This window comes from Pimelobacter sp. 30-1, from assembly GCF_018831735.1.
Classification (GTDB): Bacteria; Actinomycetota; Actinomycetes; order Propionibacteriales; family Nocardioidaceae; genus Nocardioides.
This window is the reverse complement of the sequence record NZ_NHTS01000003.1, coordinates 376,294-401,316: the sequence shown is the minus strand read 5'-3', so window position 1 is coordinate 401,316 and position 25,023 is coordinate 376,294. Positions and strand designations below refer to the sequence as shown.

The 25,023-nt window shown below is 72.6% G+C and carries 23 protein-coding genes; 11 read left to right on the top strand and 12 right to left on the bottom strand.

Annotation, left to right across the window (positions count from 1 at the left end):
* Window positions 1–41: 41 nt before the first annotated feature.
* The gene (locus CCO04_RS07295; RefSeq protein ID WP_215813447.1) at window positions 42–992 is read right to left on the bottom strand and encodes a patatin-like phospholipase family protein; all 951 of its coding nucleotides are present in this window, start codon (window positions 990–992) and stop codon (window positions 42–44) included.
* Window positions 993–1,053: 61 nt separating this feature from the next.
* Between CCO04_RS07295 and CCO04_RS07290 the strand changes: the two genes are divergently transcribed.
* The gene (locus CCO04_RS07290; protein WP_215813446.1) at window positions 1,054–2,790 is read left to right on the top strand and encodes a CocE/NonD family hydrolase; all 1,737 of its coding nucleotides are present in this window, start codon (window positions 1,054–1,056) and stop codon (window positions 2,788–2,790) included.
* 17 nt (window positions 2,791–2,807) lie between these two features.
* On the opposite strand, the gene CCO04_RS07285 is transcribed toward CCO04_RS07290, so the two are convergent.
* The gene (locus CCO04_RS07285; RefSeq protein ID WP_215813445.1) at window positions 2,808–3,344 is read right to left on the bottom strand and encodes an rRNA adenine N-6-methyltransferase family protein; all 537 of its coding nucleotides are present in this window, start codon (window positions 3,342–3,344) and stop codon (window positions 2,808–2,810) included.
* Window positions 3,345–3,679: 335 nt separating this feature from the next.
* Here CCO04_RS07285 and CCO04_RS07280 point away from each other — a divergent pair, with 335 nt between their 5' ends.
* The 4 genes from CCO04_RS07280 (at window position 3,680) to CCO04_RS07265 (ending at window position 8,267) form a co-directional block, all read left to right on the top strand.
* Window positions 3,680–4,294: a TetR/AcrR family transcriptional regulator gene (locus CCO04_RS07280; RefSeq protein WP_215813444.1), complete on the top strand. Its 615-nt coding sequence runs from the start codon at window positions 3,680–3,682 to the stop codon at window positions 4,292–4,294.
* A complete protein-coding gene (locus CCO04_RS07275) occupies window positions 4,294–6,033 on the top strand; it encodes an ABC transporter ATP-binding protein (protein WP_215813443.1) in 1,740 nt (579 codons plus the stop codon). The genes CCO04_RS07280 and CCO04_RS07275 overlap by 1 nt, the downstream gene beginning before the upstream one ends.
* Entirely contained in the window at window positions 6,030–8,003 is a 1,974-nt protein-coding gene (locus CCO04_RS07270; protein WP_305799865.1) for an ABC transporter ATP-binding protein, read from the top strand. The genes CCO04_RS07275 and CCO04_RS07270 overlap by 4 nt, the downstream gene beginning before the upstream one ends.
* Window positions 8,004–8,117: 114 nt before the next feature.
* Window positions 8,118–8,267 carry a DUF5708 family protein gene (locus tag CCO04_RS07265; RefSeq protein WP_215813442.1) on the top strand — a complete coding sequence of 50 codons (150 nt, stop codon included), beginning with the start codon at window positions 8,118–8,120 and terminating at the stop codon, window positions 8,265–8,267.
* On the opposite strand, the gene CCO04_RS07260 is transcribed toward CCO04_RS07265, so the two are convergent.
* The 3 genes from CCO04_RS07260 to CCO04_RS07250 are packed head-to-tail and all read right to left on the bottom strand — an operon-like array spanning window position 8,268 to window position 10,947.
* On the bottom strand, window positions 8,268–8,948 hold the full coding sequence (locus CCO04_RS07260; protein ID WP_215813441.1) for a methionine ABC transporter permease: 681 nt from the start codon (window positions 8,946–8,948) through the stop codon (window positions 8,268–8,270). It abuts the gene before it with no gap.
* On the bottom strand, window positions 8,948–9,982 hold the full coding sequence (locus CCO04_RS07255) for a methionine ABC transporter ATP-binding protein (protein ID WP_215813440.1): 1,035 nt from the start codon (window positions 9,980–9,982) through the stop codon (window positions 8,948–8,950). Before CCO04_RS07255 ends, CCO04_RS07260 begins: the two co-directional genes overlap by 1 nt.
* Window positions 9,979–10,947 carry a MetQ/NlpA family ABC transporter substrate-binding protein gene (locus CCO04_RS07250; protein ID WP_215813439.1) on the bottom strand — a complete coding sequence of 323 codons (969 nt, stop codon included), beginning with the start codon at window positions 10,945–10,947 and terminating at the stop codon, window positions 9,979–9,981. Before CCO04_RS07250 ends, CCO04_RS07255 begins: the two co-directional genes overlap by 4 nt.
* Before the next feature lie 448 nt (window positions 10,948–11,395).
* On the opposite strand from CCO04_RS07250, the gene CCO04_RS07245 reads away from it, so the two are divergent.
* Both CCO04_RS07245 and CCO04_RS07240 read left to right on the top strand, forming a co-directional pair.
* Entirely contained in the window at window positions 11,396–13,102 is a 1,707-nt protein-coding gene (locus CCO04_RS07245) for an MDR family MFS transporter (protein ID WP_252372838.1), read from the top strand.
* On the top strand, window positions 13,102–13,566 hold the full coding sequence (locus CCO04_RS07240) for a MarR family winged helix-turn-helix transcriptional regulator (RefSeq protein WP_215813438.1): 465 nt from the start codon (window positions 13,102–13,104) through the stop codon (window positions 13,564–13,566). Before CCO04_RS07245 ends, CCO04_RS07240 begins: the two co-directional genes overlap by 1 nt.
* Here CCO04_RS07240 and CCO04_RS07235 read toward each other — a convergent pair.
* Both CCO04_RS07235 and CCO04_RS07230 read right to left on the bottom strand, forming a co-directional pair.
* A complete protein-coding gene (locus CCO04_RS07235) occupies window positions 13,563–15,170 on the bottom strand; it encodes an alpha-amylase family glycosyl hydrolase (RefSeq protein WP_215813437.1) in 1,608 nt (535 codons plus the stop codon). The genes CCO04_RS07240 and CCO04_RS07235 overlap by 4 nt on opposite strands.
* Window positions 15,167–15,895, bottom strand: a complete 729-nt coding sequence (locus tag CCO04_RS07230) for a hypothetical protein (RefSeq protein WP_215813436.1) — start codon at window positions 15,893–15,895, stop codon at window positions 15,167–15,169. Before CCO04_RS07230 ends, CCO04_RS07235 begins: the two co-directional genes overlap by 4 nt.
* 85 nt (window positions 15,896–15,980) lie before the next feature.
* On the opposite strand from CCO04_RS07230, the gene CCO04_RS07225 reads away from it, so the two are divergent.
* Window positions 15,981–16,667 carry a metal-dependent transcriptional regulator gene (locus CCO04_RS07225; protein ID WP_215813435.1) on the top strand — a complete coding sequence of 229 codons (687 nt, stop codon included), beginning with the start codon at window positions 15,981–15,983 and terminating at the stop codon, window positions 16,665–16,667.
* A 110-nt stretch (window positions 16,668–16,777) separates the two neighbouring features.
* The gene (locus tag CCO04_RS07220; protein ID WP_215813434.1) at window positions 16,778–17,467 is read left to right on the top strand and encodes a hypothetical protein; all 690 of its coding nucleotides are present in this window, start codon (window positions 16,778–16,780) and stop codon (window positions 17,465–17,467) included.
* Here the strand turns inward: CCO04_RS07220 and CCO04_RS07215 are convergent.
* The 5 genes from CCO04_RS07215 to CCO04_RS07195 are packed head-to-tail and all read right to left on the bottom strand — an operon-like array spanning window position 17,460 to window position 21,668.
* The gene (locus CCO04_RS07215; RefSeq protein ID WP_215813433.1) at window positions 17,460–18,293 is read right to left on the bottom strand and encodes a Sir2 family NAD-dependent protein deacetylase; all 834 of its coding nucleotides are present in this window, start codon (window positions 18,291–18,293) and stop codon (window positions 17,460–17,462) included. The genes CCO04_RS07220 and CCO04_RS07215 overlap by 8 nt on opposite strands.
* Window positions 18,290–18,844, bottom strand: coding sequence for a methyltransferase domain-containing protein (locus tag CCO04_RS07210; RefSeq protein ID WP_215813432.1), 555 nt, complete (start codon window positions 18,842–18,844; stop codon window positions 18,290–18,292). The genes CCO04_RS07215 and CCO04_RS07210 overlap by 4 nt, the downstream gene beginning before the upstream one ends.
* Window positions 18,845–18,855: 11 nt before the next feature.
* Entirely contained in the window at window positions 18,856–19,122 is a 267-nt protein-coding gene (locus tag CCO04_RS07205) for a DUF2277 domain-containing protein (RefSeq protein ID WP_215813431.1), read from the bottom strand.
* A 27-nt stretch (window positions 19,123–19,149) separates the two neighbouring features.
* Window positions 19,150–21,153: a beta-propeller domain-containing protein gene (locus CCO04_RS07200; protein ID WP_215813430.1), complete on the bottom strand. Its 2,004-nt coding sequence runs from the start codon at window positions 21,151–21,153 to the stop codon at window positions 19,150–19,152.
* On the bottom strand, window positions 21,150–21,668 hold the full coding sequence (locus tag CCO04_RS07195; protein ID WP_215813429.1) for a SigE family RNA polymerase sigma factor: 519 nt from the start codon (window positions 21,666–21,668) through the stop codon (window positions 21,150–21,152). Before CCO04_RS07195 ends, CCO04_RS07200 begins: the two co-directional genes overlap by 4 nt.
* An 89-nt stretch (window positions 21,669–21,757) precedes the next feature.
* Between CCO04_RS07195 and CCO04_RS07190 the strand changes: the two genes are divergently transcribed.
* The gene (locus CCO04_RS07190) at window positions 21,758–22,948 is read left to right on the top strand and encodes a trans-acting enoyl reductase family protein (RefSeq protein ID WP_215813428.1); all 1,191 of its coding nucleotides are present in this window, start codon (window positions 21,758–21,760) and stop codon (window positions 22,946–22,948) included.
* Window positions 22,949–23,172: 224 nt separating this feature from the next.
* Entirely contained in the window at window positions 23,173–24,903 is a 1,731-nt protein-coding gene (locus CCO04_RS07185; protein WP_215813427.1) for a hypothetical protein, read from the top strand.
* Window positions 24,904–25,023: the final 120 nt, after the last annotated feature.

Genomic DNA, 25,023 nt, shown 5'->3' with positions numbered 1-25,023 from the left:
GAGCCTCCTTCGTCGTGGTCCGACGAGGATAGACGGGCCGCTCAGCGCCCGGCGGTGTCGAGGGCGGCCGCGGTCAGCGTCCGGCCGAGGTCGACGAGCTCCTCGGCGCGGTGGAAGTCGAGCGTGCGGGCGGCGCCGAGGGGGACCGTGACCAGCACGTCCGGGGGCAGCGCCGCCAGGCGGTAGCGGGTGATCAGGCTCTGCATCGCGTCGAAGGAGAGAGCGACCACCTCCGACGTACGGACGTCGGGGCGGGCGGGGGACTCGGCCGGGGACTCGGCGGGCGCCTCCGGGCTGCCGATCGGGACGACGTCCGCGAGCTGGTCGGCCTCGGCGCCGAGGTCGCCGCGGCGGAACCGGCGGCGGAGCTCGGTGGCCCACTCGGTCGCCCACTCCGCCGTACGGACGGAGAAGCCGCGGGCCGGCGAGGACGGCTCGTGCGGCTCGCGGGGGCCCTGGAGCGAGACGGCGACGGTGAAGTCGGCAGCCGAGGCGGCGGTCGGGTCGAGGGGGAGCGGGTTGAGCAGCCCGCCGTCGACGAGCACCCGCCCGTCGACCACGGCCGGCGTGAACAGGCCGGGGATCGCGATCGACGCCCGGATCGCCGGGATGAGCGGTCCGCGCTGGAACCACACCTCGCGGCGCGCGGCGAGGTCGGTCGCGACCGCGGTGAACGGGATCGCCAGGTCCTCGATGAGCAGGTCGCCGACGATCTCGTCGAGCGCCGACATCAGCCGCTCGGCGGTCGCCGCGCCGCCGCCGGACCAGGTCGGGTCGGCGAGGCGGACCACGCGGCGCTGGGTGAGCGTCGAGGCCCACGTCGCGAACTCCTCGTCCTTGCCGGCCGCGACGAGGCCGCCGACGAGCGCGCCCATCGACGTACCGGAGACGGCGACGATCTCGTGCCCGCGCTCGCGCAGCTCCTGGACCGCGCCGAGATGGGCATAGCCACGGGCGCCGCCCGAGCCGAGGACCAGTGCGACGCGTGCCATGCAGCCCATTCTCCGCACAGGGGGTGACATAGCCCAGGCGCGGCGGTGTCGTTGTGCTCACATGGGACGGCTGCGCGCGCTCACCTGGGTCTCCACGCTCGTCGGGTGTCTGGTGGTCGGAGGTGCGGTGGTGCCCTCGTCGGCGGCGCCCCCGTCGGTGGCACCTGACCCGGGCGTGGTCACGGTCGACCAGCGGTTCACCGCCTCCGACGGCGTGTCCCTGCAGACGACGCTCACCAGTACCGGGCCGGTGACGGCCAAGCCGACGGTGGTCGAGTTCTCCCCCTACGGCGACGGGAGCGCGACGCTCCAGGTCGGGCCCGACTACAACTACCTCCTCGTCCAGATCCGCGGCACCGGCGACAGCGATGGCGCGTTCGACGCCCTGGGCCCGACGAGCCAGCGCGACGTCGTCGAGGTGCTGCAGTGGGCGTGCACGCAGCCGTTCAGCGACGGGCGGCTCGCGCTCAACGGGTTCTCGGCGAGCGCGATCGTGCTCTACAACTCCTGGCACCAGGAGCTGCCCTGCGTGAAGGCGGCGATCCTCAAGTCCGGCACGCACGAGCTCTACCGCGACCTGCTCGTGCCCGGCGGCATCCTCAACCTCGTCCCCGGAGCGGGCGTCATCGCCATGATCGGCGCGCCCGCGCTGCTCCAGGGCGCCGACCGGCTGCAGCGCTCGCCCGGCTCGGTCCCCGACGTGCTCGGCGGCCTGTTCTCGAGCGGGTTCGGCGTCCTGCTGCACCCGACGCTCGACCAGTGGTGGCGCGAGCGCGGCTGGCGCGGGGACGCCAACGACATCCCGGTGCTGATGATCAACGGCTTCTACGACGTCGAGTCGCGCGGCGCCTTCCAGGCCTACCAGGCGCTGCGTGCCGACGGTGCCCACCTGGTGATGGAGGGCGGCCACGACGGCGTCCCCGTCGGCAGCGACGGCGGCCGGGGCGAGGCCGCCGCCTGGCTCGACCACTACGTGCGCGGCGTCGACAACGGGATCGAGAGCACGCCGCGGGTGAGCCTGCTGCTGGCGAAGGGCTCGCGGGCGTCGTACCTGGCGGGGGAGCACGTGCGCCGCGAGGCCGCCGACTGGCCCGTCCCCGGCACGCAGTGGACGACGCTGGCGCTCGCGCCGGGCCGCTCGCTGGTCACGGGGACCCCCGCGGCGACCGGGCTGGCGTCGTACCTGACGGTGCCTTCGCTGCCCACCGCGTCCGACGTACCCAATGCGGCGATCATCGAGGCCGGCGGCGCCAGCGCCCTCACCGGCGCCCTCCCGCTGCTCGCCGACAGCCGGCTCGCGGCGCTGGACGGCCTGACCGGGGTGAGCTTCACGACCAAGGCGCTCGGCGCCGACGTCGACCTCGCCGGACCCGTCGCGCTCGACCTCTCCCTCGCGACGACCACCCCCGGCACCGGCATCTGGGCGGTGCTCTCCGACGTCGCCCCCGACGGCTCGTCCCACCCGCTCACCGTCGGCCGGCTCTCGACCAGCTATCCCGCGATCGACCCGGCCAAGTCGCTCGTCGTCGACGGCGAGGTCGTCCAGCCGTACGGCGACTACGCCCACCCCGCGCCCGCCCGCACCGGTCAGTTCCGGCGCTACCAGGTGGAGCTGTGGCCGGTCGGCAACCGGTTCCGCGCGGGGCACCGGATCCGGATCCAGCTCGTCGGCTCCTCGGTCGCCTCGCTGCTCGCGCTGCCGGGGCTGCACACCGTGCGGCTCGGGGGTGCGGAGGGTGCGGTGCTGCGGGTGCCGGTGCTGCCCGGGAGCGACCTGGGTGCGGCGCTGGCGCCCTGAGACGGCCTCGCCGGCCCTCACCGGCGCTCGATCCGGAACTTCACCGAGTCGACCTTCGGCGGCACCCGGAACGCCGCACGCGGCAGCGACCCGGTCACGGTGAGCCGGTAGCGCCGCCCGTGCCGCGCGGCCGGCGGTCGCTCGACGAGCCGCCGCGCAGCCCCGCCCTGCAGGACCAGGTCCGCCCGCACCAGCCGGTCGCTGCCGAGCAGCAGCCGGACCAGCGCGGTCGTCGCGGCGTACGGCGGGTTGGCGACGACCCGGAAGGGCTGCTGGGGAAGGCGCAGCTCGCGCAGGTCGCACCGGACGACGCGGAGCCCGCGGTCGCCGTACCGGGTGCGGAGGGAGGTAGCCCGCCCCTCGTGCAGCTCGACCGCGATCACCCGCGCCCCGCTCGCCAGCAGCGGACCGGTCAGCGCGCCGTCCCCGGCACCGATGTCGAGCACCAGCTCGCCCGGCCCCACCTCCGCGGCCGCGACCAACCGCCGCGCCGCCTCAGGCCGAAGCGGATGCCACCCCCACGCCCGCCGCGACCCCTGCCCGGACCCGGCCACGACGCACCATCACGAAGAAGCTGTTCATGGTCCGCGACCCTAGGCACCCGCCACCCACCCCGCACCCCCTTTTCCCACCGAGGGCGCAGGGTTCCCCCGCCGAAGTAGCAAGGTTCCGCCCTCGAAGTAGCAGGGTTTCTCCGCCGAAGTCGCAGGCTTCCGGCGGCCAGGTCGCAGGTTTCGCGGGGCGACATCGCGGCGCGCCCTCGGGGGCGGAAACCTGCTACTTCGAGGGCGGAACCTTGCTACTTCGGCGGCTGGAACCTGCGCCTTCGGCGGGGTGGGGTGAGGAAAATGGGTTGTGAGTGAGTGCTCACTCATTCATACTGGCGGACATGCCACCCCGCGCTGCGCCCTTGTCGCCCGAGGAGCGCCGGGAGGCGCTCATGGCGGCGACGCTGCCGCTGCTCTACGACCACGGCCGGGGTGTCACGACCCGGCTGATCGCGGAGGCGGCGGGGGTGGCGGAGGGGACGATCTTCCGGGTGTTCGCGTCCAAGGACGAGCTCATCGACGCGACGGTCCGCAAGGCGTTCGAGCCGGGGCAGATGCAGCGCGACCTGGCCGAGATCCCGGACGACGCCACGCTGCACGAGCGGGCGCTCGCGCTGGTGCGGATCATGCAGCGGCGGTTCGCGAAGTCGTTCCTGCTCCTCCAGCGGCTGGGCATGAACGGGCCGCCGGAGCCACCCGACCAGAAGGGGGAGTGGCTGCGCCGGGTGCAGCAGACGACCGACGCGATGATCGAGCTGATCAGCCCGTTCCAGGCCGAGCTCGCCCAGCCGGCCGCGCTCGTCGTCCGCAGCCTGCGGCTGCTGACGTTCTCGGGCACCCACCCCAAGTTCACCGGTGGTGACCTGCTCACCGCCGACCAGATCGTCGACCTGGTCCTGTACGGCGCCGTACGCCGGACGCCCGCCTCCGCCGAGGCTCTCGAGGAGACCCACTGATGCTGACCCGACTCCTGCGCACGTACCTCCAGCCCTACCGCGGCTGGCTGACCGCGATCGTGCTGCTGCAGTTCACCTCGACGGTGGCGATGCTCTACCTGCCGAGCCTCAACGCCGACATCATCGACAAGGGCGTCGCCCGCGGCGACACCGGCTACATCATCGAGATCGGCGCGATCATGCTGGGTGTCGCGCTCGTCCAGGCCGCCTGCTCGATGAGCTCGGCATGGTTCGGCGGGCAGGCGGCGATGGCGTTCGGTCGCGACCTGCGCAAGGCCGTGTTCGGCCGGATCGGGCGGTTCTCGGCGCGCGAGGTCTCCGACTTCGGCGCGCCGTCGCTCATCACCCGCGCGACGAACGACGTCCAGCAGGTGCAGATGCTGGCGATGATGACCTGCCTCATGGCGGTCACGATCCCGATCATGATGGTCGGCGGCGTGATCATGGCGATGCGCGAGGACTTCGGTCTCTCGTGGCTCGTCGTGGCCGTCGTACCGGTGCTCTTCGTGTGCATCGGCCTCGTCGTGTCCCGGATGGTGCCGGCGTTCCGCCAGGTCCAGGAGCGCCTGGACGACGTCAACCGGGTCCTGCGCGAGCAGATCACCGGCATCCGCGTGGTGCGCGCGTTCGTCCGCGAGCCGCACGAGACCCGCCGGTTCGACAAGGCGAACGACGACCTGACCGCCGTCTCCCTTCGCGCGGGCCGCTGGATGGCGCTGATGTTCCCGCTCGTCATGGCCGTCTCGAACGTCGCCAGCGTCGGCGTGATCTGGTTCGGCGGCCACCGCGTCGAGGCCGACCAGATGGACGTCGGAGCGCTGACCGCGTTCCTCGCCTACCTCATGCAGATCCTGATGTCGGTGATGATGGGCACCTTCATGCTGATGATGGTGCCGCGCGCCGCCGTCAGCGCCGACCGGATCACGGCGGTCCTCGACACCGAGACGAGCGTCGTCCCGGCGGCGCACCCGGTCACCGAGGTCGCGCTGTCCGGCCACCTCGACCTCGAGGGCGTCGGCCTGACCTACCCGGGCGCCGAGGCGCCGGTGCTGCGCGACGTCAGCTTCACGGCCCGCCCGGGGCAGACGATCGCGGTGATCGGCTCGACCGGCGCCGGCAAGACGACCTTGGTCAACCTCGTCCCGCGGCTGCTCGACGCGACCGCGGGCACGGTCCGCGTCGACGGTGTCGACGTCCGCGAGCTCGACCCCGAGCTGCTGTGGTCCAAGATCGGCCTGGTCCCGCAGCGCGCGTTCCTGTTCACCGGGACGGTCGCCTCGAACCTGCGCTACGGCAACCCCGACGCCACCGACGAGGACCTCTGGGCCGCGCTCGAGATCGCCCAAGCGGCCGACTTCGTCCGGGCCATGCCCGAGCAGCTCGACACCCCCGTCGCCCAAGGCGGTACGACGGTCTCCGGGGGTCAGCGCCAACGCCTGGCCATCGCCCGCGCCCTCGTACGACGACCCGAGATCTTCCTCTTCGACGACGCCTTCTCGGCGCTCGACGTCGCCACCGACGCCCGCCTCCGCGCGGCGTTGCGGCCGGTGACGGTCGAGTCGACGGTCGTGATCGTCGCCCAGCGGATCGCGACGATCCGCGACGCCGACCAGATCCTCGTCCTCGAGGACGGCGAGGTGGTCGGCCAGGGCACCCACGAGGAGCTGCTCGAGTACAACCCGACGTACCAGGAGATCGCGGCCTCACAGGGCATCAAGGGAGAGGAGGTCCCGGCATGAGCGAGTCCAAGAACGGCACCATGAAGCAGACCGAGCGGATCGTCCAGTCCGGCGGCCCCGGCCGCGGCCCGATGGGCGGCATGGTCGGCCAGAAGGCGGACGATTTCGGCACCTCGGCCAAGCGGTTGCTGGCGCTGCTGCGCCCCGCGCGCGGCAAGGCGGTCGCCGTCCTGCTGCTGGGCCTGGGCAGCGTCGCATCCGTCGTGGTCGGCCCGTACCTGCTGGGCAAGGCCACCGACGCCGTGTTCACCGGCCTGATCGGGCGCAAGCTCGAGGGCCACACCCAGGCGGACGCCGTCGCGCAGGCCGAGGCCGGCGGCAACAGCGGGTACGCCGACTTCCTGCGCGGCCTCAAGGACGTCGTACCCGGGCAGGGGATCGACTTCGACAAGGTCGGCCACCTGCTCCTCATCACCCTCCTCGTGTACGTCGGCGGCCAGGTGCTCGGTTGGCTCCAGGGCTACCTCGTCAACGACGTCGTCCAGGCCACCGTGCGGCAGATGCGCACCGACGTCGAGGAGAAGGTCCACCGGCTCCCGCTGGCGTACTTCGACAAGCAGCCGCGCGGCGAGCTGCTCAGCCGGGTCACCAACGACATCGACAACGTCGCGCAGAACCTCCAGCAGACGATGAGCCAGCTCCTCACCTCGCTGCTCATGGTGATCGGCGTGCTCGGGATGATGTTCTGGGTCTCGCCGCTGCTCGCGCTGATCGCGCTCGTGTCGGTGCCGCTGGCGATGTTCACCACCGGCCGGATCATGAAGCGCTCGCAGAGCCAGTTCATCAACCAGTGGCGCCAGACCGGCCGGCTCAACGCACAGGTCGAGGAGTCCATCTCCGGGCACGCGCTGGTGACGGTCTTCGGCCGGCGCAAGGCGGTCGAGGCGGAGTTCGACGCGGCCAACGAGGAGCTCTACCAGTCGTCGTTCCGCGCGCAGTTCATCAGCGGCCTGGTGATGCCGATGATGATGCTCATCGGCAACCTCAACTACGTCGTCATCGCGGTCGTCGGCGGCCTGCGCGTCGCCTCCGGATCGCTGACGCTCGGCGAGGTGCAGGCGTTCATCCAGTACTCACGGATGTTCACGCAGCCGATCACCCAGATCGCGTCGATGGCCAACCTGCTCCAGTCCGGCGTCGCCTCGGCCGAGCGCGTCTTCGAGCTGCTCGACGCCGAGGAGGAGGTCGACCCCTCCGCCCTGTCCGAGGAGCCGACCCGCTCCGGCACGACGCGCGGCGAGGTCGCCTTCGAGCACGTCGACTTCTCCTACGACCCCGACGAGCCGCTCATCGAGGACCTCTCGCTGGTCGCCCACCCGGGCCAGATGGTCGCCATCGTCGGCCCTACGGGCGCCGGCAAGACCACGCTGGTCAACCTGATCATGCGGTTCTACGAGCTCGACGGCGGCCGGATCACCCTCGACGGGGTGGACGTCACGCAGATGTCGCGGGCCGAGCTGCGCAGCCGGATCGGCATGGTGCTCCAGGACACCTGGATCTTCGAGGGGACCATCCGCGACAACATCGCGTACGGCCGGCCCGACGCGACCGACGAGGAGATCCGCGAGGCCGCGCGGGCGACGTACGTCGACCGGTTCGTGCACTCGCTGCCCGAGGGCTACGACACCAAGGTCGACGACGAGGGCTCGAACCTGTCGGCCGGCGAGCGCCAGCTCATCACCATCGCCCGGGCCTTCCTGGCCCAGCCGGCGCTGCTGATCCTCGACGAGGCCACCTCGTCGGTGGACACGCGCACGGAGCTGCTGCTGCAGCAGGCGATGGCGGCGCTGCGCACCGACCGGACGTCGTTCGTGATCGCGCACCGGCTCTCCACGATCCGCGACGCGGACCTGATCCTGGTCATGGAGCACGGGCGGATCGTGGAGCAGGGCTCGCACGCCGAGCTCCTGGAGCGCGACGGTGCGTTCGCCCGGCTGCACGCGGCGCAGTTCGCGGCGGCGGCGGTGTGAGGCGCCCAAAGTAGGGGCTCGGTGGCGTCCGAAGTCGCTGTCGGTGCCGGCTGCGCCCTGGCTACGGTGACGGCCTGACCGACGACGAGGGGAGGGCGCGACATGTCGAGCCGGATGAGCGAGATCCTCGGTGGTGCCGTGTGCTTCGGCATCGGGCTGATCCTGTGGCGAGCCATGGAGGGCGTCGAGTGGCCGGTGATCACGCCGTCGAAGGTCGGCGTGGTGCTGATGTTCGTGGGCGCGCTCCGCCCTGCGCGCGTCTGACTAGCGCCGCAGCACCCGCCGGGCCAGCACGTTGCCGCCGAGCTGGATGACCGTGACCATCGCGACCAGGACGACGATCGCCGACCACGTGATCACCTGGTCGAACTGCCGGAACCCGAAGCGCTGCGCGAACGACCCGAGGCCGCCGCCCGCGACGACACCGGCGATCGCGGTCATGTCGACGATCGCCACGAACGCGAAGGTGAAGCCGAGGATCATCGGCCCCAGGGCCTCCGGCAGGACGACGGTCAGCGCGATCCGGAGCCGGCTCGCGCCCATCGCGCGGGCTGCCTCGATCACGCCGGGGCTGACGGTGACCAGGTTCTGCTCGACGATCCGGCTGACGCCGAAGATCGCCGCGATCGTGATCGCGAACGTCGCGGCCCAGATCCCGATGCCGGTGCCGACCACCTGCCGCGCCACGGGCTGCAGGGCGGCGACGAAGATGACGAACGGGATCGGCCGGAAGAAGTTCACGGCCACGTTGAGCACCACGAACACGAGCCGGTTGGCGTACAGCCCGCCCTTGCGGGTGACGAAGAGGCCGAGTCCGAGGGCCAGGCCCAGCAGGCCGCCCAGCACGAGCGCGGTGGTGGCCATGACGAGGGTCTCGCCGGCGGCCTGCCAGAACTCGGGCTGGAGGTCGCCGAGGCGGGTGTCGATGCCGAGGACGGCGGTCATCACGCCACCTCCGTCCACGGTACGGCGGGCGCGAGCTCGGCGAGCGCGGCGTCGACCGCCGCGTCGGTGCCGGTGAGTGCGACCGTCAGGTTGCCGAAGCTGGTGCCCTGGATCTCCTCGATGCCGCCGTGCACCAGCTCGAAGCCGACGTCGTGGCGCAGGAAGGTCGCGAACGCCTCGGACGGGCGGCCGGCGGTGTCGCGGAACGCGAGCCGCACGAAGCGGCCCGGGTGGCGCTCGCGGAGCGCGGCGACGACGTCCGGGTCGGGCACGTCCTCGACGACGGTGCGCACGAAGCGCCGGGTGACGTCGTGCCGGGGCTGGGTGAACACCTCGACGACGGGGCCCTGCTCGACGACCTTGCCGGACTCCATCACCGCGACGCGGTGGGCGATGCGGCGGACGACGTCCATCTCGTGGGTGATGAGCAGGATGGTCACGCCGAGCTCGCGGTTGACCCGCTCGAGCAGGTCGAGCACGTCGCGCGTGGTGTCCGGGTCGAGCGCGCTGGTGGCCTCGTCGGCCAGCAGCAGCGGGGGATTGGTGGCCAGAGCCCGCGCGATGCCCACGCGCTGCTTCTGGCCGCCGGAGAGGTCGCCGACCCGGGCGTGGGCCTTGTCGGCGAGGCCGACGAAGTGCAGCAGCTCGGAGATCCGCGCCTGCTGCTCGTCCCGCCCCATCCCGGCGACGGTGAGGGGGAACGCGAGGTTGCCCCACACCGTGCGCGACTCCATCAGGTTGAACTGCTGGAAGACCATGCCGATCCCACGGCGCAGCTCGCGCAGGCCGCGCTCGGAGAGCGTGGTGACGTCGACACCGTCGACCACCACGCTCCCCGACGTGACCGGCTCCAGTGCGTTGACGAGCCGGACCAGGGTGGACTTCCCGGCGCCGGAGTAGCCGATGATCGCGAAGATCTCGCCCCGCTCCACGGCCAGGTCGACGCCGTCGACCGCCCGGCTCGGAGCATCGCCGCGGCGGGTGCCGGGGAACTCCTTGACCACTCCGCGCAGCTCGACCAGTGGAGCGGTCACTGCTGCTCGCGGATCTGCTTCTCGACGTCGCGCAGGCTCTTCTCGAGGTCGGCCTGGCTGACCTTGACGAACTGCGCCGTGCCGCCGGCCGCCTCGTCGGCGCCGTCGAGCACCGCCTGGGTGTCCTGGTAGACCTGCACGAGCTTCTGCAGCACCGCGTTGTCCTTGTCCTCGGCGCGGACCGCGAAGATGTTGACGTAGGGCACGGCCTTGGGGTCGCTCGGGTCGTCCTGGGCGATGGCGTCGTCGAACTTCAGGCCGGCGTCCTCGACGAAGTCGTTGTTGACGATCGCGGCGGCCACGTCGGGCAGCGAGGTCGGGGTGAGGTCGGCCTGCAGCGCCTTGACCTTGACCCGCGAGGCCGACTCGTCGACGTCGGCGACGGTGGAGAAGATCGAGCCGCCGCCGTCGAGCTTGATCAGGCCGGCCGACTGGAGCACGAGGAGGCCGCGGGCCTGGTTCGAGTCGTCGTCCGGGACGACGACCGTGGAGCCGTCGGGGATGTCGGCCACGTCGTCGTACTTCTGGGAGTAGAGGCCGAGCGGGTAGATCGCGGTCGAGCCGAGCGGCACGAGGTCGTCGTCGTTGGCGACGTTGTACTGCGCGAGGTAGACGATGTGCTGGAACTGGTTGGCGTCCAGCTCGCCCTCGCTGAGCGCGGGGTTCGGCTGCGGGTACTCCGCGAAGTCCTTGATCTCCAGCTCGATGCCGGCGTCCTTCGCGGCGTCCTTGAAGGTCTCCCAGTACGGGTCGCTCGCGCCGACCGTGCCCAGGACGACCTTGACCGGGTCGTCGCTGCTCAGCGCGGTCGTGCCGTCCTTGCCGGTCGCGCGCGGGGCGTCGTCGCCGCCGCGGGTGAGCAGGAAGATCGCCCCGGCGATGAGCGCCAGGACGACCACCCCGACGCCGCCGATCAGCGGCAGGCGGGACTTGGGGGCTTCGATGAGCGGGATCTGGTCGGACATGCTCGCTAAAAGGCAACTAGATCGCTCGACATTCCTGATCGGGGCGTTGGCTGCGTCACAGCGGCGGCCGCCGTCCGGTTCCCGGCATTAATCCGTTGTGCGCGCTCGGAGCGCGACCTACCGTTGGGGGCACACGGGAAAGGAGGTGGTCCGAAGAATGATTTCTCTCAGGACGCGTGAGGTGGCTGCGCGCTAGCAGCCCCGCAGTTCTACGGCTGCGACGCGAATCTCAACGCAGCCACCCGACCCGCAGGTGAAACCGGGATCGTCCCCCGGCCTGGTCCTCCGACCACACCTGCGGGTCGCTGCGTTTTTCGGTGCTCGTCGCCGGGTGCGCGTTCCGTGCGTCACAGAAAGTTGCCGTCGTCAACCAATCCTCATATAGTTGACCGGTCGCAACCAATCTTCGGCTGCACCTGCGCTACGACGAGAAGAGATGACGCACTCGATGACCACCGCTCCTTCGGCCCCTGCCGAACCGGGTCAGATGACCCACCGCGAGATCCTGGAGGCCCTGACCGGGCTCCTGCTCGCGATGTTCGTGGCGATGCTCTCCAGCACAGTGGTGAGCAACGCCCTCCCCGCGATCGTGACCGACCTGCACGGCAGCCAGACCGGCTACACGTGGGTCGTCGTCGCGACCCTCCTGACGATGACCGCGACGACCCCGATCTGGGGCAAGCTCGCGGACCTGTTCAGCAAGAAGCTCCTGGTCCAGGCGGCCCTGGTGATCTTCTCCCTCGGCTCGGTCGTCGCCGCGATCGCGCCCAACATGGGCGTCCTGATCGGGGCGCGCGCCTTCCAGGGCCTCGGCGTCGGTGGTTTGACCGCGCTGGTCCAGGTGGTCATCGCCTCGATGGTCCCGCCGCGTGAGCGCGGCCGCTACAGCGGCTACATCGGTGCGGTGTTCGCCACCGCGACGGTCAGCGGCCCGCTGCTCGGCGGCATCGTCGTGGACAGCCCGCTGGGCTGGCGCGGCTGCTTCATCGTCGGCATCCCGGTCGCCGCCATCGCGTTCGTCGTCCTGCAGAAGACCCTGCACCTGCCGACGATCAAGCGCGAGGTCAAGATCGACTACCTCGGCGCGACCCTCATCATGGGCGGCATCAGCCTGCTCCTCGTCTGGGTCAGCCTGGCCGGCACCAACTTCGACTGGATCTCCGGTACGTCGGCCGGACTCGTCGTCGCCAGCCTGGTCCTCATCGGTGCGGCTCTGTGGGTCGAGGCCCGCGTCGCCACCGAGCCGGTGATCCCGCTGCGCCTGTTCCGCGACCGCACCACCGCCCTGGCCACCGCCGCGTCGGTGATGATCGGCGTCGCGATGTTCGGCGCGACCGTCTACCTGAGCCAGTACTTCCAGCTCGCCCGCGGCATGAGCCCGACCGAGGCCGGCCTGATGTCGATCGCGATGGTCGGCGGCCTGCTCGTCTCCAGCATCCTCAGCGGCCGGGTGATCACCCGGACCGGCCTGTGGAAGCGGTGGCTGGTCGGCGGCATGGTGCTCGTCATCGCCGGCATCGCGCTGCTCGGCACGATCGACGCGACCACCTCGCTGTGGGTCGTCGGCGCCTGGATGGCGATCACCGGTGTCGGTCTCGGCGCGACCATGCAGAACCTGGTCCTCGCCGTGCAGAACAACACCGCCCCCCAGGACCTCGGTGCGGCCAGCTCGGTCGTCGCGATGTTCCGCTCCATCGGTGGTTCTGCGGGTGTCGCGGCGCTCGGCGCGGTCCTCGCCCACCAGGTCACCGGCGGCGTCAAGGACGGCATCGCCCAGCTCGTCGCCTCCGGCAAGATCTCGCAGGCCCAGCTCGAGCAGATGCAGCACTCCACCGGTGACATCCCCAAGATCTCCGAGCTGCCCCCGGCCATCCGGGCGATCTACGAGGGCTCGTTCGGCGAGGCCGTCGGGCACCTGTTCATGGTCGCGGCGCCGTTCGCCGTGGTCGCCTTCCTCTGCATCCTCTTCATCAAGGAGGTGCCGCTGCGGACCACGATGGGGCCGAGCGTCGCGGAGTCCGAGATCGACGCCGGCGCGGTCGCCACGGGCAACCCGGCCGACTACCCGGGCTACGAGGTCGAGGGTGCGGGCGACGCCGCCGAGGCCGCCGACATCGGGGCCGGCGAGGCCGACCCGGTCGGGCGGAGCAGGTGATGGACGCCGTCGTCACCTCGCGCACCGAAGCGCTGCGCGAGCTGGAGACCGAGGTCGGCGTGCTGATCCGGCGGATCCGCCGGGTGATCGGCGAGCGGGCCCGGGCCGTGCACCCGGACCTGCTCCCGGCGTCGTACCTGATGCTGAGCTACGTCCGCGACAACGGACCGCTGCGGGCCTCGGCCATGTGCGCGGTCTTCGACATCGACAAGGGCGCGATCAGCCGCCAGGTCCAGCACCTCATCGACCTGGGCCTGGTCGACCGCGAGCCCGACCCCGAGGACGGCCGGGCGACGCTGCTCTCCGCCAGCGAGGACGGCGTACGCCGGCTCGAGGCGGTCGCCGACCAGCGCCGCGAGCAGCTCGACGAGCGGCTCGCCGACTGGCCGGCCGAGGAGCTGCACGCGTTCGCGGGCTCGCTCCGGCGCTACAACGACGCGCTCGGGATGCCGGGGGACCGCTAGCGGATCCAGGCGGCGGTGTCCGGCGGCAGCAGTCCGCCGGCCACCGCCGCGCTGCTGATCAGGACCTCGCCCGGGGGCAGCGGCACCGGAGCGGTGCCCGCGTTGAGCACGACCGTCACCCCCGCCCGCCGTACGACGAGCAGGTCGCCCTCGGCGGACGCCTCGGTCGTCTCGTCCGCCCCGGCGAACACCGCGGCGCGCGCGGCCAGCGCCCGCCGGTAGAACTCCAGCGTCGAGTCCGGGTCGCCGGTCTGGGCGGCCACGGTGAGCGGCGCCCAGTCGTCGGGCTGGGGGATCCACGGCTGGGCGCCGTCCACGCCCCCGAAGCCGTAGGGCGCCCGCGTGCCGGACCACGGCAGCGGCACCCGGCAGCCGTCCCGTCCGGGCTGCCCCGTGCGGAACCAGGACGGGTCCTGGCGGTCCTCGGGGGCGACGTCGACCTGCTCCAGGCCGAGCTCCTCGCCCTGGTAGAGGTACGCCGAGCCGGGCAGCGCCAGCATGGCCAGCGTCGCCGCCCGGCCCCGGGCGAGCCCGACCGGGCCGCCGCCGTAGCGGGTCGGGTGCCGCTCGACGTCGTGGTTGGACAGCACCCAGGTCGGCGCCGACGCGGCCGCACCCACCGCGGCGATGGAGTCGGTGACGACGTCCGCGAACGCCGCGGCGGACCACGGCGTACCGAGCCAGCCGAAGTTGAAGGCCTGGTGGAGCTCGTCGGGACGGATGAACATCGCCATCGAGGCGGCGGTCTGGGTCCAGGCCTCGGCGACGGCCATCCGGTCGCCGGGATAGGAGTCGAGCACCCGGCGCCAGCGCCGGTAGACCTCGTGCACCTCGGGCTGGTCCCACATCGGCTCGTCGTTGAGGACCCGCTCGACCATCGAGTCGGCGGTCTTCTTCGGCTTCTCGGGGCGGACCTGGTCGCGCAGCGTGGCCTCCTTGTAGAGCCCGTGCGCGACGTCGACCCGGAAGCCGTCGACCCCGCGGTCGAGCCAGAACCGGAGGACGCCCTCGAACAGGTCGCCGACCTCGGGGTTGCGCCAGTCGAGGTCGGGCTGGGAGGTGTCGAAGAGATGCAGGTACCACTGGCCGTCGGGGACCCGGGTCCAGGCCGGGCCGCCGAAGACCGAGTCCCAGTTGTTGGGCGGCTCGGCGCCGTCGGTTCCACGGCCCTCGCGGAACAGGTAGCGCGCCCGTTCCGGCGAGCCTGGCGCCGCGGCCAGCGCCGCCTGGAACCACGGGTGCTGGTCGGAGGTGTGGTTGGGGACGAGGTCGACGATCACCCGCAGGTCCAGCTCGTGGGCGCGCGCGAGCAGCGTGTCGACGTCGTCGAGCGTTCCGAACAGGGGGTCGACGTCGGTGTAGTCGGCGACGTCGTACCCGTGGTCCTTCTGGGGGGAGGTGTAGAACGGCGTGATCCAGAGCGCGTCGACGCCCAGGTCGCGCAGGTAGGGCAGCCGCGAGGTGATGCCGGGCAGGTCCCCGACGCCGTCACCGCCGCCGTCGCCGGCCGGGCGGCCGTCGGCGAAGCTGCGGACGTAGACCTGGTAGACGACCGCGTCGCGCCACCACGGGGCCGCCTGGCCCGCGGGGTTCGCCGGGCTCACCGGAACGCCTCCAGATCGATGGTGATCCACACGTGCTCGGCCGTCGCGACCACCACGTCACCGGGGCCGTAGATCGTCGCCGCGGTGTAGGTACGGCGGCCGTCGATGCCGCGCAGCTCGCCGACCACGACATAGCGCTCGGAGGTCCGCGGCACGCTGCGCACCTCGGCCGTCATCCGGCCCAGCACCGAGGGCCGGGCCTCCAGGTCGCTGGCCCACCCACCGGGGCAGTCGAGCGCGGCCCACGCGATCGGCACCGCGCTCTCATACGGCGTCCAGGTCGCCGCGACCCGGCTGTCGTCGGCGTCGGTGCGCTCGGCCCCGGCGAGGTGCCCGGCGAAGATCCGCAGCCCGTCGCCGACCCGCCGGTCGGGCCCGCACACGAAGCAGCCCGGGAACAGGTGCGTGCGGTGCCCGATGAAGCGCCCCTCGGCCTCGGCCGCCACGCTCGCCGAGACGGGGGCCACGGGGACCGGCGACGACTCGGCGTACACGGCCTCGGCGACGGTCTGCCCGTCGTGGGTGACCAGGACGCCGGCCGCGGTCGGCTCCACCGGCAGCGGTACGTCGAGCGGCGGCGGCTGGCGCAGGGTCACGGTCACCGCGGTGCCCAGCGCCTGCGCCGGCAGGGTGGCCGCGAGCGCGCCCGCCGTCCAGCCGCCGTTGCCGGAACGGGGCGGTCCGTTGAAGCGGTGCGGAACGATCAGCGGAGGCAGGTGGGTCACGTTCCTAGCCTGCCAAACGCCCAGCAGCGAGGCTCAGGGCGCCGGTTTGTGCGCTTGTTGCACCTCATGGGCAAGAATGGGTCGGGTGAGCGACCTGATCGACACCACCGAGATGTACCTCCGCACGATCTACGAGCTGATCGAGGAGGGCATCGTCCCGCTGCGGGCCCGGATCGCCGAGCGCCTGCACCAGAGTGGTCCGACCGTGTCGCAGACGGTGGCCCGCATGGAGCGCGACGGCCTCCTCACCGTCGAGGGCGACCGCCACCTCCAGCTCACCGAGGACGGCGAGCGCCTCGCCATCCGCGTGATGCGCAAGCACCGCCTCGCCGAGCGCCTCCTGACCGACGTCATCGGTCTCGACTGGGAGCTCGTCCACGAGGAGGCGTGCCGCTGGGAGCACGTCATGTCCGAGACGGTCGAGCGCCGCCTCATCCAGCTCCTCGACCACCCGACCGAGTCGCCGTACGGCAACCCGATCCCGGGCCTCGACGAGCTCGGTGAGCACACCACCGGCGACGCCTTCATGGACGACGTCGAGCCGCTCTCCAAGGCCGCCGGCGCCGAGAGCGCCCGCGCCGTCGTCCGCCGGATCTCCGAGGAGATGCAGAAGGACGACGCGCTGATGAGCGCGATGCGCCGGGTCGGTGCGCTGCCGGACAAGACCATCACCATCCAGGCGACGGCCGACGGGGTGCTCGTGGGTGCGGGCGGCGAGACCGCGGAGATCTTCCCCGAGGCCGCTGACCACATCTTCGTCAAGCGCCTCTGAGCGAGCCGTTCCGGACGTGCGTCCGGAATGTGCGGCCGGTGGGTGTCGGCCGTGGTCGTCGGCGCGCGCACGTGTGAGGCTGGGGCGCTCAGACCCGATCGGAGCACCCCATGCAGCGCACGCGCACGTTCCACCGCCTCACCGTCGTCGCAGCCGGAGCCGCCGCGGTCCTGGCCCTGTCGGTCGGCCCGGCGTCCGCAGCGTCCGACTACGACATCAACGCGCCCGCGACCGGGACCACGGCGGTCACCGCGACGGGCAGCGGCCTGATCCTCGAGGACACCTACCTCGGGCCCTTCGGCACCTCCGGCAACACGCGGATCATCGGGTGCGCCCTCAGCGCGTCCGGAGCGGCCGACAACGGCGGGCACGCCTTCACCGCCGGGACGGTCGTCACCGATGCGGCGGTGAAGCTCGATCCCACGTCTGCCAGCTTCACCGGGTGCGACCAGCCCAGCCTCTTCGGTCCGGTCAGCCTCACCCCGGCCCCGGGCAGCAGCTGGAGGCTCGGGCTGAGGGCCAAGACCGCCACGGGGGGCGCCGCCGTCCTGTCGGGGCTCGCGCTGCGGTTGCGCGGCACCGCGGGGTCGGCGTACTGCCAGGCTGACCTCTCGGGCTACCTCCAGGGCACCTACGACGACGCCTCGGGCACGTTCACGATCGACCAGACCGTCGCCGGGCTGACGTTCGACACCGTCACCGAGACGGGCGCGCTGTGCAACACGATCGGCATCGTCGAAGGTGACCCGGGCGCCTTCTCCGGCACCATCGACCTCACCCCGGCCCCGGACGTCAGCTAGGCGACGCGCCGCGCGCGGCGGCGAGGGCGGGCAACCACGCGCCCGTCCCCACCTCCACCTTGTACGACGCCAGCTCGTCCCCGCGCGTCGTCCCCCGGTTGACGATCACCACCGGCACGCCCCGCTGGGCCGCGCGCCGGACGAACCGCAGCCCGCTCATCACGGTCAGGCTCGACCCGGCGACCAGGAGCGTCCCACCGCGCCCGGCGAGGGCCTCGACGGCGGCGAAGCAGCGCTCGACGCGGGGCTTGGGCACGTTCTCGCCGAAGAACACGACGTCCGGCTTGAGCGGGCCGCCGCAGTCGGCGCAGGGTGGGACGACGAAGTCGGCGGTCTCGTCCAGGTCGACGTCGCCGTCGGGGCGTACGGCGACGTCCGCGTGCCGGGCGGCCCAGCCGGGGTTGGCGTCCTCGAGGCGCTGCTGGAGCGACGCCCGCGGCGACGTACGACGGCAGGCGAGGCAGATGACGTCGGCGATCCGGCCGTGGAGGGCGACGAGGGCGGGGGTGCCGCAGGCCTCGTGGAGGCCGTCGACGTTCTGGGTGATGACGAGGTCGGCGCCGAGGGCGGCGACGGCGGTGTGGCCGGCGTTGGGCTCGGCGCGGCGCATCCGGGACCAGCCGAGGTGGCTGCGCGCCCAGTAGCGCTGCTGGGCGGCGGGTCCGGAGACGAACTCCTGGTAGGTCATCGGCATCCGGGCCGGTGCGCCGGGGCCGCGGTAGTCGGGGATGCCGGAGTCGGTGGACAGGCCCGCGCCCGTCAGGACGACGAGGGGCCCGTCGGCGCACACGTCGAGTGCCGGGTCCCGCCGGCCGACCAGGGTCACGGGTCCAGGGTACGGAGCGGGACGAACAGGTAGCGACCGTGCCGCTCGACACGCAGCATCTCGCCGCGCACCGGCCCGACGAGCACGCCGCCGGGGACCAGTTGCGCGACCAGGTCGGGGGCGAGGGCCGGGGCGTCGGCCGAGACCAGGATCCGGTCGTACGGCGCGCCCGCGGGCCAGCCGAGCGGTGCGCCCGGCGCGGTCAGGTGGAGCTCCACGCGGGCCAGGCCGGTCAGGCCGTCCAGGCCGGCCAGGTGCCGGGTGCCCGCGGCGAGGACCTCCGGGATGATCTCGACGCCGACGACCCGGCCGGCCGGGCCGACCAGGTGGGCGAGCAGTGCGGTGGTCCAGCCGGAGCCACAGCCGACGTCCAGCACCCGGTCGCCGGGGCGCGGGCCGAGCAGCTCGAGCATCCGGCGCACGGTCGTGGGCTGGGAGCAGGTGACGTCGTACCCGAGGGGGAGGGCGCGGTCGAGCCCGGCGTACGGCTGCTGGCCGGGCGGCAGGAACCGTGCGCGTGGACAGGCGGCGAACGCCGCGGCCAGGTCCACGGACCGCCGGCTCAGCCGTAGCGCAGGCGCGCCCGCTCGCGGGCCTTGGCGGCCTCGGCCTCGCGGTTCTTGGGAGGCGCGGTCGTCACGAGGTCGTCGAGCAGGTGCTGGGTGATGTGGGCGATCTCGGCGACCGCCTGGTCGAACGCGGCCTGGTTGGCCTGGCTCGGCTTCGTCGTGCCGCTGACCTTGCGGACGAACTGCAGCGCGGCCGCGGCGACCTCGTCCGACGTGGCCGGCGGCTCGAAGTTGTTGAGGGGGCGGATGTTGCGGCACATGCCTCCACCGTACGACGGGCCGCCCGCTCACAGGGCGAAGAAGCGGGCGTCCTCCCCGGTCACCACGACCACCCGGCCGTCCGGCAGGGGGACGGCGCGCAGGTGGTCGACGTCGTCGCCGTACTCCGCCTTGAACCGCTGCTCGTGCATCGTGCCGCCCTCGAGCCGGATCACCGAGAGGTAGCCGACGCGGCGGCTGCCCCACTTCTGCACGACCGTGAGGAAGGTCCGCTGGTCCGGCAGCCAGGTGAACGCGCGCGGATCGGTCCCGGCGAGCGCCTCCATGCCGCTGGCGTAGTGGAGGACGTCGCGGCGCTTGACCGCCGTCGGGTCGCGGACGTCGAAGAGCCCGATCTGGGCGCCCCACCCGCCCTTGCCGTCGGGGCCCTCGCCGATGCCGACCATCCGGGCCGGACCGAGCGGGTGCAGGTACGAGGAGAAGCCGGGGATCTTGAGCTTGCTGAGCAGCCGCGGGTGCGCGGTGTCGGTCAGGTCGACGGCGTAGAGCGGATCGACCTGGCGGAACGTCACGAGGATCGCGAGACCGTCGAACCAGCGCACCGACTGGAGGTCCTCGCCGGGCCCGAGCCGGTCGAGCCGGCCGCGCTCGACGAGCTCCTTGCCGCGGCGCTCGAAGGTGACGACCGAGTTGAAGTTGCCCGTCTCGGCGGTCGGCCCGACGGCGACCCGCAGCACGTCGTCCGCCTCGTCCAGGGACCAGCGGTCGCGCACCGATCCCTCGACCTCGCCCGAGGCGACGTGGGTCGCCCGGGTGCCGTCGAGCGTGAAGTCGAAGAGGTACGACGTCCCGCCCGGCCCCGACCAGACGGGGCAGCGGCGCACGCAGTCGATGAGGTCGTTCTCGCGCAGGACGCCGCCCCAGCCGCCGCTCGCGGCGAGGTAGAGGTGGTCGGCGGACTCGTAGGAGATGTCGGTCCGCCCGGCCAGCCCGATCGCGGAGACCTTGCCCGGGGAGCCGGCGTCGAAGCCGGCCACGCTCGTCGTACCGAGCGCGAGGTCGTCGGAGGGGACCGCGACGTCGGCGCAGTCGAGCAGCTGCTCCGGATCGTCGCCGTCGACCGCGATCGTGGGCAGCCAGTCCTCGATCGTGGACTCCTCGACCGCCTTGCGGTTGTGCGCCAGCGCCCGCTTCGCGGACCGGGCCGGTCCGGGGGAGACGAAGTCGAGGTCCGGCAGCCCCGAGGCGAGCACCAGCCGGACGGTGCTGCCGTGCTGGCGCGCGGAGAGCAGCGGGGCGTCGTAGACGACCTGGTCGGTGACCGCGGGCTCCGCGGGCTCGGCGAGGGACACGGTCAGCACGCGGGTCCGCTCGCTGCGCGCGCTGGCGTCGCTGCCGACCGCGATGATGGTGCCGGTCGCGGAGTCGAGCAAGATCTCGGCGTTCGCGACCCGGGGGAGGACGAGGCTGCCCAGACGCCGCGTCGCCGCGCCGGTGACGTCGTAGGTGGTGAGGCGGTCGTCGCGGACCACGGCGAGCAGCGAGCCGTCGGTCTTGACCGTGTCGGGCTCGTCGACGCCGGCCTCCTGGACGTTGGTGCCGGTCTCGCTGTTGACCTGGCGCTGGGAGCGCGCCAGCGACTTGCTGGCGGTGGCGAGGCCGCTCACGCTGTCCATCAGCTCGTCGGCCAGCGGCGCCCTGTCGTCGCGCGCGTAGGCCTGCTCGAAGCCGCCGTTCCAGCCGTAGGGACCGACGAGGTCGAGCCCGCGGTCGACGTACACCTGGCGGAGGTCCGCGCAGGACGCGGCGGGCTTCAGGTCGGCCTGGAAGGCGGCGTAGCGGGGCGTGCTGGTCCGGTCTCCGCCACCGCCACCTCCGCCGCCGTCCTGGCCCAGCGTGCCGGCGACGAAGGCGCCGACCAGCGCGGTCAGCGCGCCGGCGGTGACCAGGGCGCGCCGCAACGGCCGGCGGCGCCGCGGGTGCCGCGGCCGCCCGGCGGCCGCGGCCAGGATCTCGCGGGTCGGGGTGGGGCCGGTGGGGTAGTCGTCCCAGAGGCGTTCGAGGTCGGTCACGGCGTCGTCCCTCCGGACAGGTCGAGAAGGTGGTCGTTCGCGGCGAGGTGGGCGAGCGCCCGGGAGAGCCGGCTCTTGACCGTCCCGGGTGGGATGTCCAGCGCCTCGGCGGTCTGCTTCTCCGTCAGCTGGACGAAGTAGCGCAGCACGACCACGTCGCGGTTGGGCTTGGAGAGCGCCGCGAGGGCGCGGTGCACGGCGTCGGCGACGGCGATCCGCTCGGCGGCGTCGGGGCTGGAGCGGAGGGTCGTCTCGGGGGTGTCGTACTGGCGGTCCTTCCACCAGCGGGTACGGCGTACGTCGCGCAGGGAGTTGAGGAGCATCCGATAGACGTACGCGTCGCGGTTGTCGGCGCTGTTGACCCGCTCCCAACCCGTGTAGCAGCGCACGAGCGTGGTCTGGGCGAGGTCCTCGGCCTCGTGCGGCCGCGCGCCGAGGAAGACCGCGGCCCGGACCAGGGTCGGCCAGCTCTGCTCGACGTAGTCGGCGTACGCCGCCTCGTTGTCGGGATCCACTCTCACTCCTGCTCGTCGCGCTGAACCTATGACGAGCCCGGACGGGCCGGGGGTTCCATCGGATTCGGGAGCGATGCAAGAGTGGCGCCATGGCTGACACCGCGCGCCCGTACGACGTCGTCCTCTTCGGTGCCACCGGGTTCACCGGCGGGCTGACCGCCGACTACCTCGCCGAGCACGCGCCGGCCGGCCTGCGCTGGGCGCTCGCCGGGCGCAGCGAGGAGCGCCTGGCGGCGGTGCGCGACCACCTCCTCACGATCGATCCCGGCCTGGCCGACCTGCCGCTCCTCGTCGCCGACGCGCGCGACCCCGAGGCGCTCGCCGAGGTGGCCCGGACGACCAAGGTGGTCGCGACGACGGTCGGGCCCTACATCGAGCACGGCGGACCGCTGGTCGCCGCGTGCGCCGCCGCGGGGACCGACTACGTCGACCTCACCGGCGAGCCGGAGTTCGTCGACCGCACGTACGTCGAGCACAACGCCACCGCGGAAGGCTCCGGGGCGCGGATCGTGCACTCGTGCGGCTTCGACTCGATCCCGCACGACCTGGGCGCCTACTTCACGATCCAGGAGCTCGCCCGCGAGCTCGGCGGCGAGATCACCGGACCGGTGACCATGCGTGGCGTGGTCCGGTCCAAGGCCGGCTTCTCCGGCGGCACCTTCCACTCGGCACTGACCGCCTTCTCCCGCGCCCGCCAGATGAAGGAGGCCTCCACGGCCCGCCGGCGGATGGAGCCGCGTCCCGAGGGCCGCCGCTCGCGCGCGGTGGCGGGCCGGCCGCGCCGCGACGGCGCCCTGGGCTACTGGCTGCTCCCGCTGCCGACGATCGACCCGTTCGTGGTCGCGCGGAGCGGAGCGGCGCTGCCGTCGTACGGGCCGGCGTTCACGTACTCGCACTTCGCCGGCACCAAGACCCTCCGGTACGCCGCCGGCGGCGCGGTCGGCGTCACCGGCCTCACCCTCGCCGCCCAGGTCCCGCCGGTGCGCAACGCGCTGCTCAAGCGGGTCCCGCAGGGCGAGGGCCCCTCGGCCGGGCGCCGCGAGAAGTCCTGGTTCACCGTCGACTTCGTGGCCTCCTCGGGCGGCACCGAGGTCCGGACCCGGGTCTCCGGCGGCGACCCCGGCTACACCGAGACGGCCAAGATGCTCGCCGAGTCGGCGCTGTGCCTCGCGCTCGACGACAACCCCAACGTCGCCGGCCAGGTCACCACGGCGACCGCGATGGGCGACGCGCTGCTGCTGCGGCTGGAGCGGGCCGGGATCACGTTCGAGCGGCGCTGACGCTCAGGCCTCGTCGTCGAGGCCGCCGCCGCCCGGAGCGCCACCGGAACCTGTTCCACTACGATCCCTCCGGGTGCACTCTCGTGCGCCCGAGGGAGAGGACGTCCGCGGCGCCGGCGAGGGGGACGACGGCCGCGCGGACTCGGCGGGAGGGAGACCCGGCGATGACGCGCGCCTTGCGTGGGAGGTTCCGGTTGCGCCGCGGCCGGTCGGACGAGCGCGGGGTGAGCGCCGTCATCGTGGCGATCTGCACCGCGGTGGCGGTGGTGTCGGCGGCGTTCGCGGTCGACCTCGGCATGCAGCGGGTGCTGCGCCGTGACCTGCAGGCGGTCGTGGACCTGGTGTCGATGGACCTCGCCCGCGAGCTGACCGGCGGCAAGGTGAGCACCTACACCGCCGCGGACCGGGCCCGGATCGACGGGGCCAAGGTCGCGAGCCTGCGGCGCAACAGCGACCTGCTGGGCGGCGCCGTACCTCCGGAGGACGTGCGGTGGGAGCTCGTCGTACGTGCGGAGGGCACGAACGGTGCGCCTGCGGCGTGGAAGCCGGCCGCGTCGGGCGACATCCCCGGCGGGGTGCGGGTGACGGCGAGCTCGGACGTGGCGTTCGCCTTCGGTGGCGTGACGGGGGTCGACCGTGGTGGTTCGACGCGGACCGCCGTCGCCGCCGCCCGTACGACGGCGTGCCTCCAGGTGAGCTCGTACGCCGCCCAGCTCGACACCGGGCGCTCGTGGCTCCTCAATGCGCTGCTGGGTGACCTCCTGGGCACCAAGCTCGCGCTCAAGGTGCTCGACCCGGACGCCGGTCTCGCCGGCGTGGACCTCAACCTGCTCGACCTCATCGAGGAGCTCGACCCCCTCGTCAGCGCGCACATCTCGGCAGCGTCGTTCACCGAGGTCGCCGGGGTCGCGGTCGGATTGTCGGAGCTGATGCTCGCCGCGATCCACGCGCTGGAGCGGCAGAGCGGCAAGCTGGCCGAGATCGACCTGCTTCGCAACGTCTACAACGGCATCCAGGCCAACGTGCCGAACGTGATGGTCAAGCTCGGTGACCTGATCGACCTCACCACCGCCGAGGACGCCGCCGCCGAGCTCGGCCTCGACCTGCTCGACCTCGTCGCCGGCTCGCTCGCGATCGCCAACGGCACCAACGTCCTGGCCCTGCCGCTCAAGGTGAAGGTGCCGCTGCCCCTCGGCCCCGGCGGCACGAGCCTCGTCGACCTCACCGCCAAGGTGAAGGTCGGGCAGAAGCCGGTCGTGAAGTGCTCCGGCAAGGTCGAGAGCTCGCAGATCGAGGTCGACCTGAACGGCGACGCCCTCGCCCTCGACCTCGGCCTGCTCAAGGCCCGCGTCCCCCTGTCGATCCGGGTCACCCTCGCCGACGCCAGCGCTGTCGCCCAGGCGGTGCGCTGCGTGCCGTCGGGCAAGCGCGTCGACATGCTGATCGACAGCGGTCTGCTCGGCGTCACCGTCCGGCTGGGCCAGCGCGAGAACGAGCCCGGCTCGCCGAAGATGATGCTCTCGCTGCTCGACGTCGGCCTGCCCGGCTGGAACGGCATCGAGGTGGTCAGCGGGACCGTCGTACTGTCGAGCGGGCAGAGCATGAGCCGGCCCACCCGCGCCGACCACCTCGACATCGTCGACGAGAACTACGACGTCAGCCTGCCCGCCAGCATCCGCGGTCTCGGCATCCCGACGCTCCACCTGCAGCTGCAGGACCTCAAGCTGCTCGGTGGTCTCGGGCCGCTGTCGTCGCTGCTGGAGTTCCTCGGCATCGGCAGCCTCCTGCAGTGGGTGGTCAACCTCGCGCTGGAGGGCCTGGTCAACCCGCTCGTCGGCACCCTCGACAAGTGGCTGCTCGACCCGCTGCTGCGCACGCTCGGCATCGACGTCGCGGGCGGCACGATCAAGGTCGCGCCGACGGTGGACTGCGGGACCCCGCGCTTGGCGGGGTGACCTGCCAGCCCGCCGAAGTGCGCCGGTTGCACCCACGAAGTACGGGGGTTGCTGGTCCGAGATCTGCGACCTCGCACCAGCAACCCCCTGACTTCGGACCAGCAACCCCCTGACTTCGGG

What these genes read in the sequence shown, in the direction of transcription:
- CCO04_RS07220 (WP_215813434.1), top strand. Translation starts at nt 16,778, where the DNA reads ATGCAGCGCACGCGCACGTTCCACCGCCTCACCGTCGTCGCAGCCGGA.
- CCO04_RS07280 (WP_215813444.1), top strand. Translation starts at nt 3,680, where the DNA reads ATGCCACCCCGCGCTGCGCCCTTGTCGCCCGAGGAGCGCCGGGAGGCG.
- CCO04_RS07265 (WP_215813442.1), top strand. Translation starts at nt 8,118, where the DNA reads ATGAGCGAGATCCTCGGTGGTGCCGTGTGCTTCGGCATCGGGCTGATC.
- CCO04_RS07295 (WP_215813447.1), bottom strand. Translation starts at nt 992, where the DNA reads ATGGCACGCGTCGCACTGGTCCTCGGCTCGGGCGGCGCCCGTGGCTAT.
- CCO04_RS07240 (WP_215813438.1), top strand. Translation starts at nt 13,102, where the DNA reads ATGGACGCCGTCGTCACCTCGCGCACCGAAGCGCTGCGCGAGCTGGAG.
- CCO04_RS07250 (WP_215813439.1), bottom strand. Translation starts at nt 10,947, where the DNA reads ATGTCCGACCAGATCCCGCTCATCGAAGCCCCCAAGTCCCGCCTGCCG.
- CCO04_RS07275 (WP_215813443.1), top strand. Translation starts at nt 4,294, where the DNA reads ATGCTGACCCGACTCCTGCGCACGTACCTCCAGCCCTACCGCGGCTGG.
- CCO04_RS07205 (WP_215813431.1), bottom strand. Translation starts at nt 19,122, where the DNA reads ATGTGCCGCAACATCCGCCCCCTCAACAACTTCGAGCCGCCGGCCACG.
- CCO04_RS07270 (WP_305799865.1), top strand. Translation starts at nt 6,030, where the DNA reads ATGAGCGAGTCCAAGAACGGCACCATGAAGCAGACCGAGCGGATCGTC.
- CCO04_RS07260 (WP_215813441.1), bottom strand. Translation starts at nt 8,948, where the DNA reads ATGACCGCCGTCCTCGGCATCGACACCCGCCTCGGCGACCTCCAGCCC.
- CCO04_RS07190 (WP_215813428.1), top strand. Translation starts at nt 21,758, where the DNA reads ATGGCTGACACCGCGCGCCCGTACGACGTCGTCCTCTTCGGTGCCACC.
- CCO04_RS07245 (WP_252372838.1), top strand. Translation starts at nt 11,396, where the DNA reads ATGACCACCGCTCCTTCGGCCCCTGCCGAACCGGGTCAGATGACCCAC.
- CCO04_RS07290 (WP_215813446.1), top strand. Translation starts at nt 1,054, where the DNA reads ATGGGACGGCTGCGCGCGCTCACCTGGGTCTCCACGCTCGTCGGGTGT.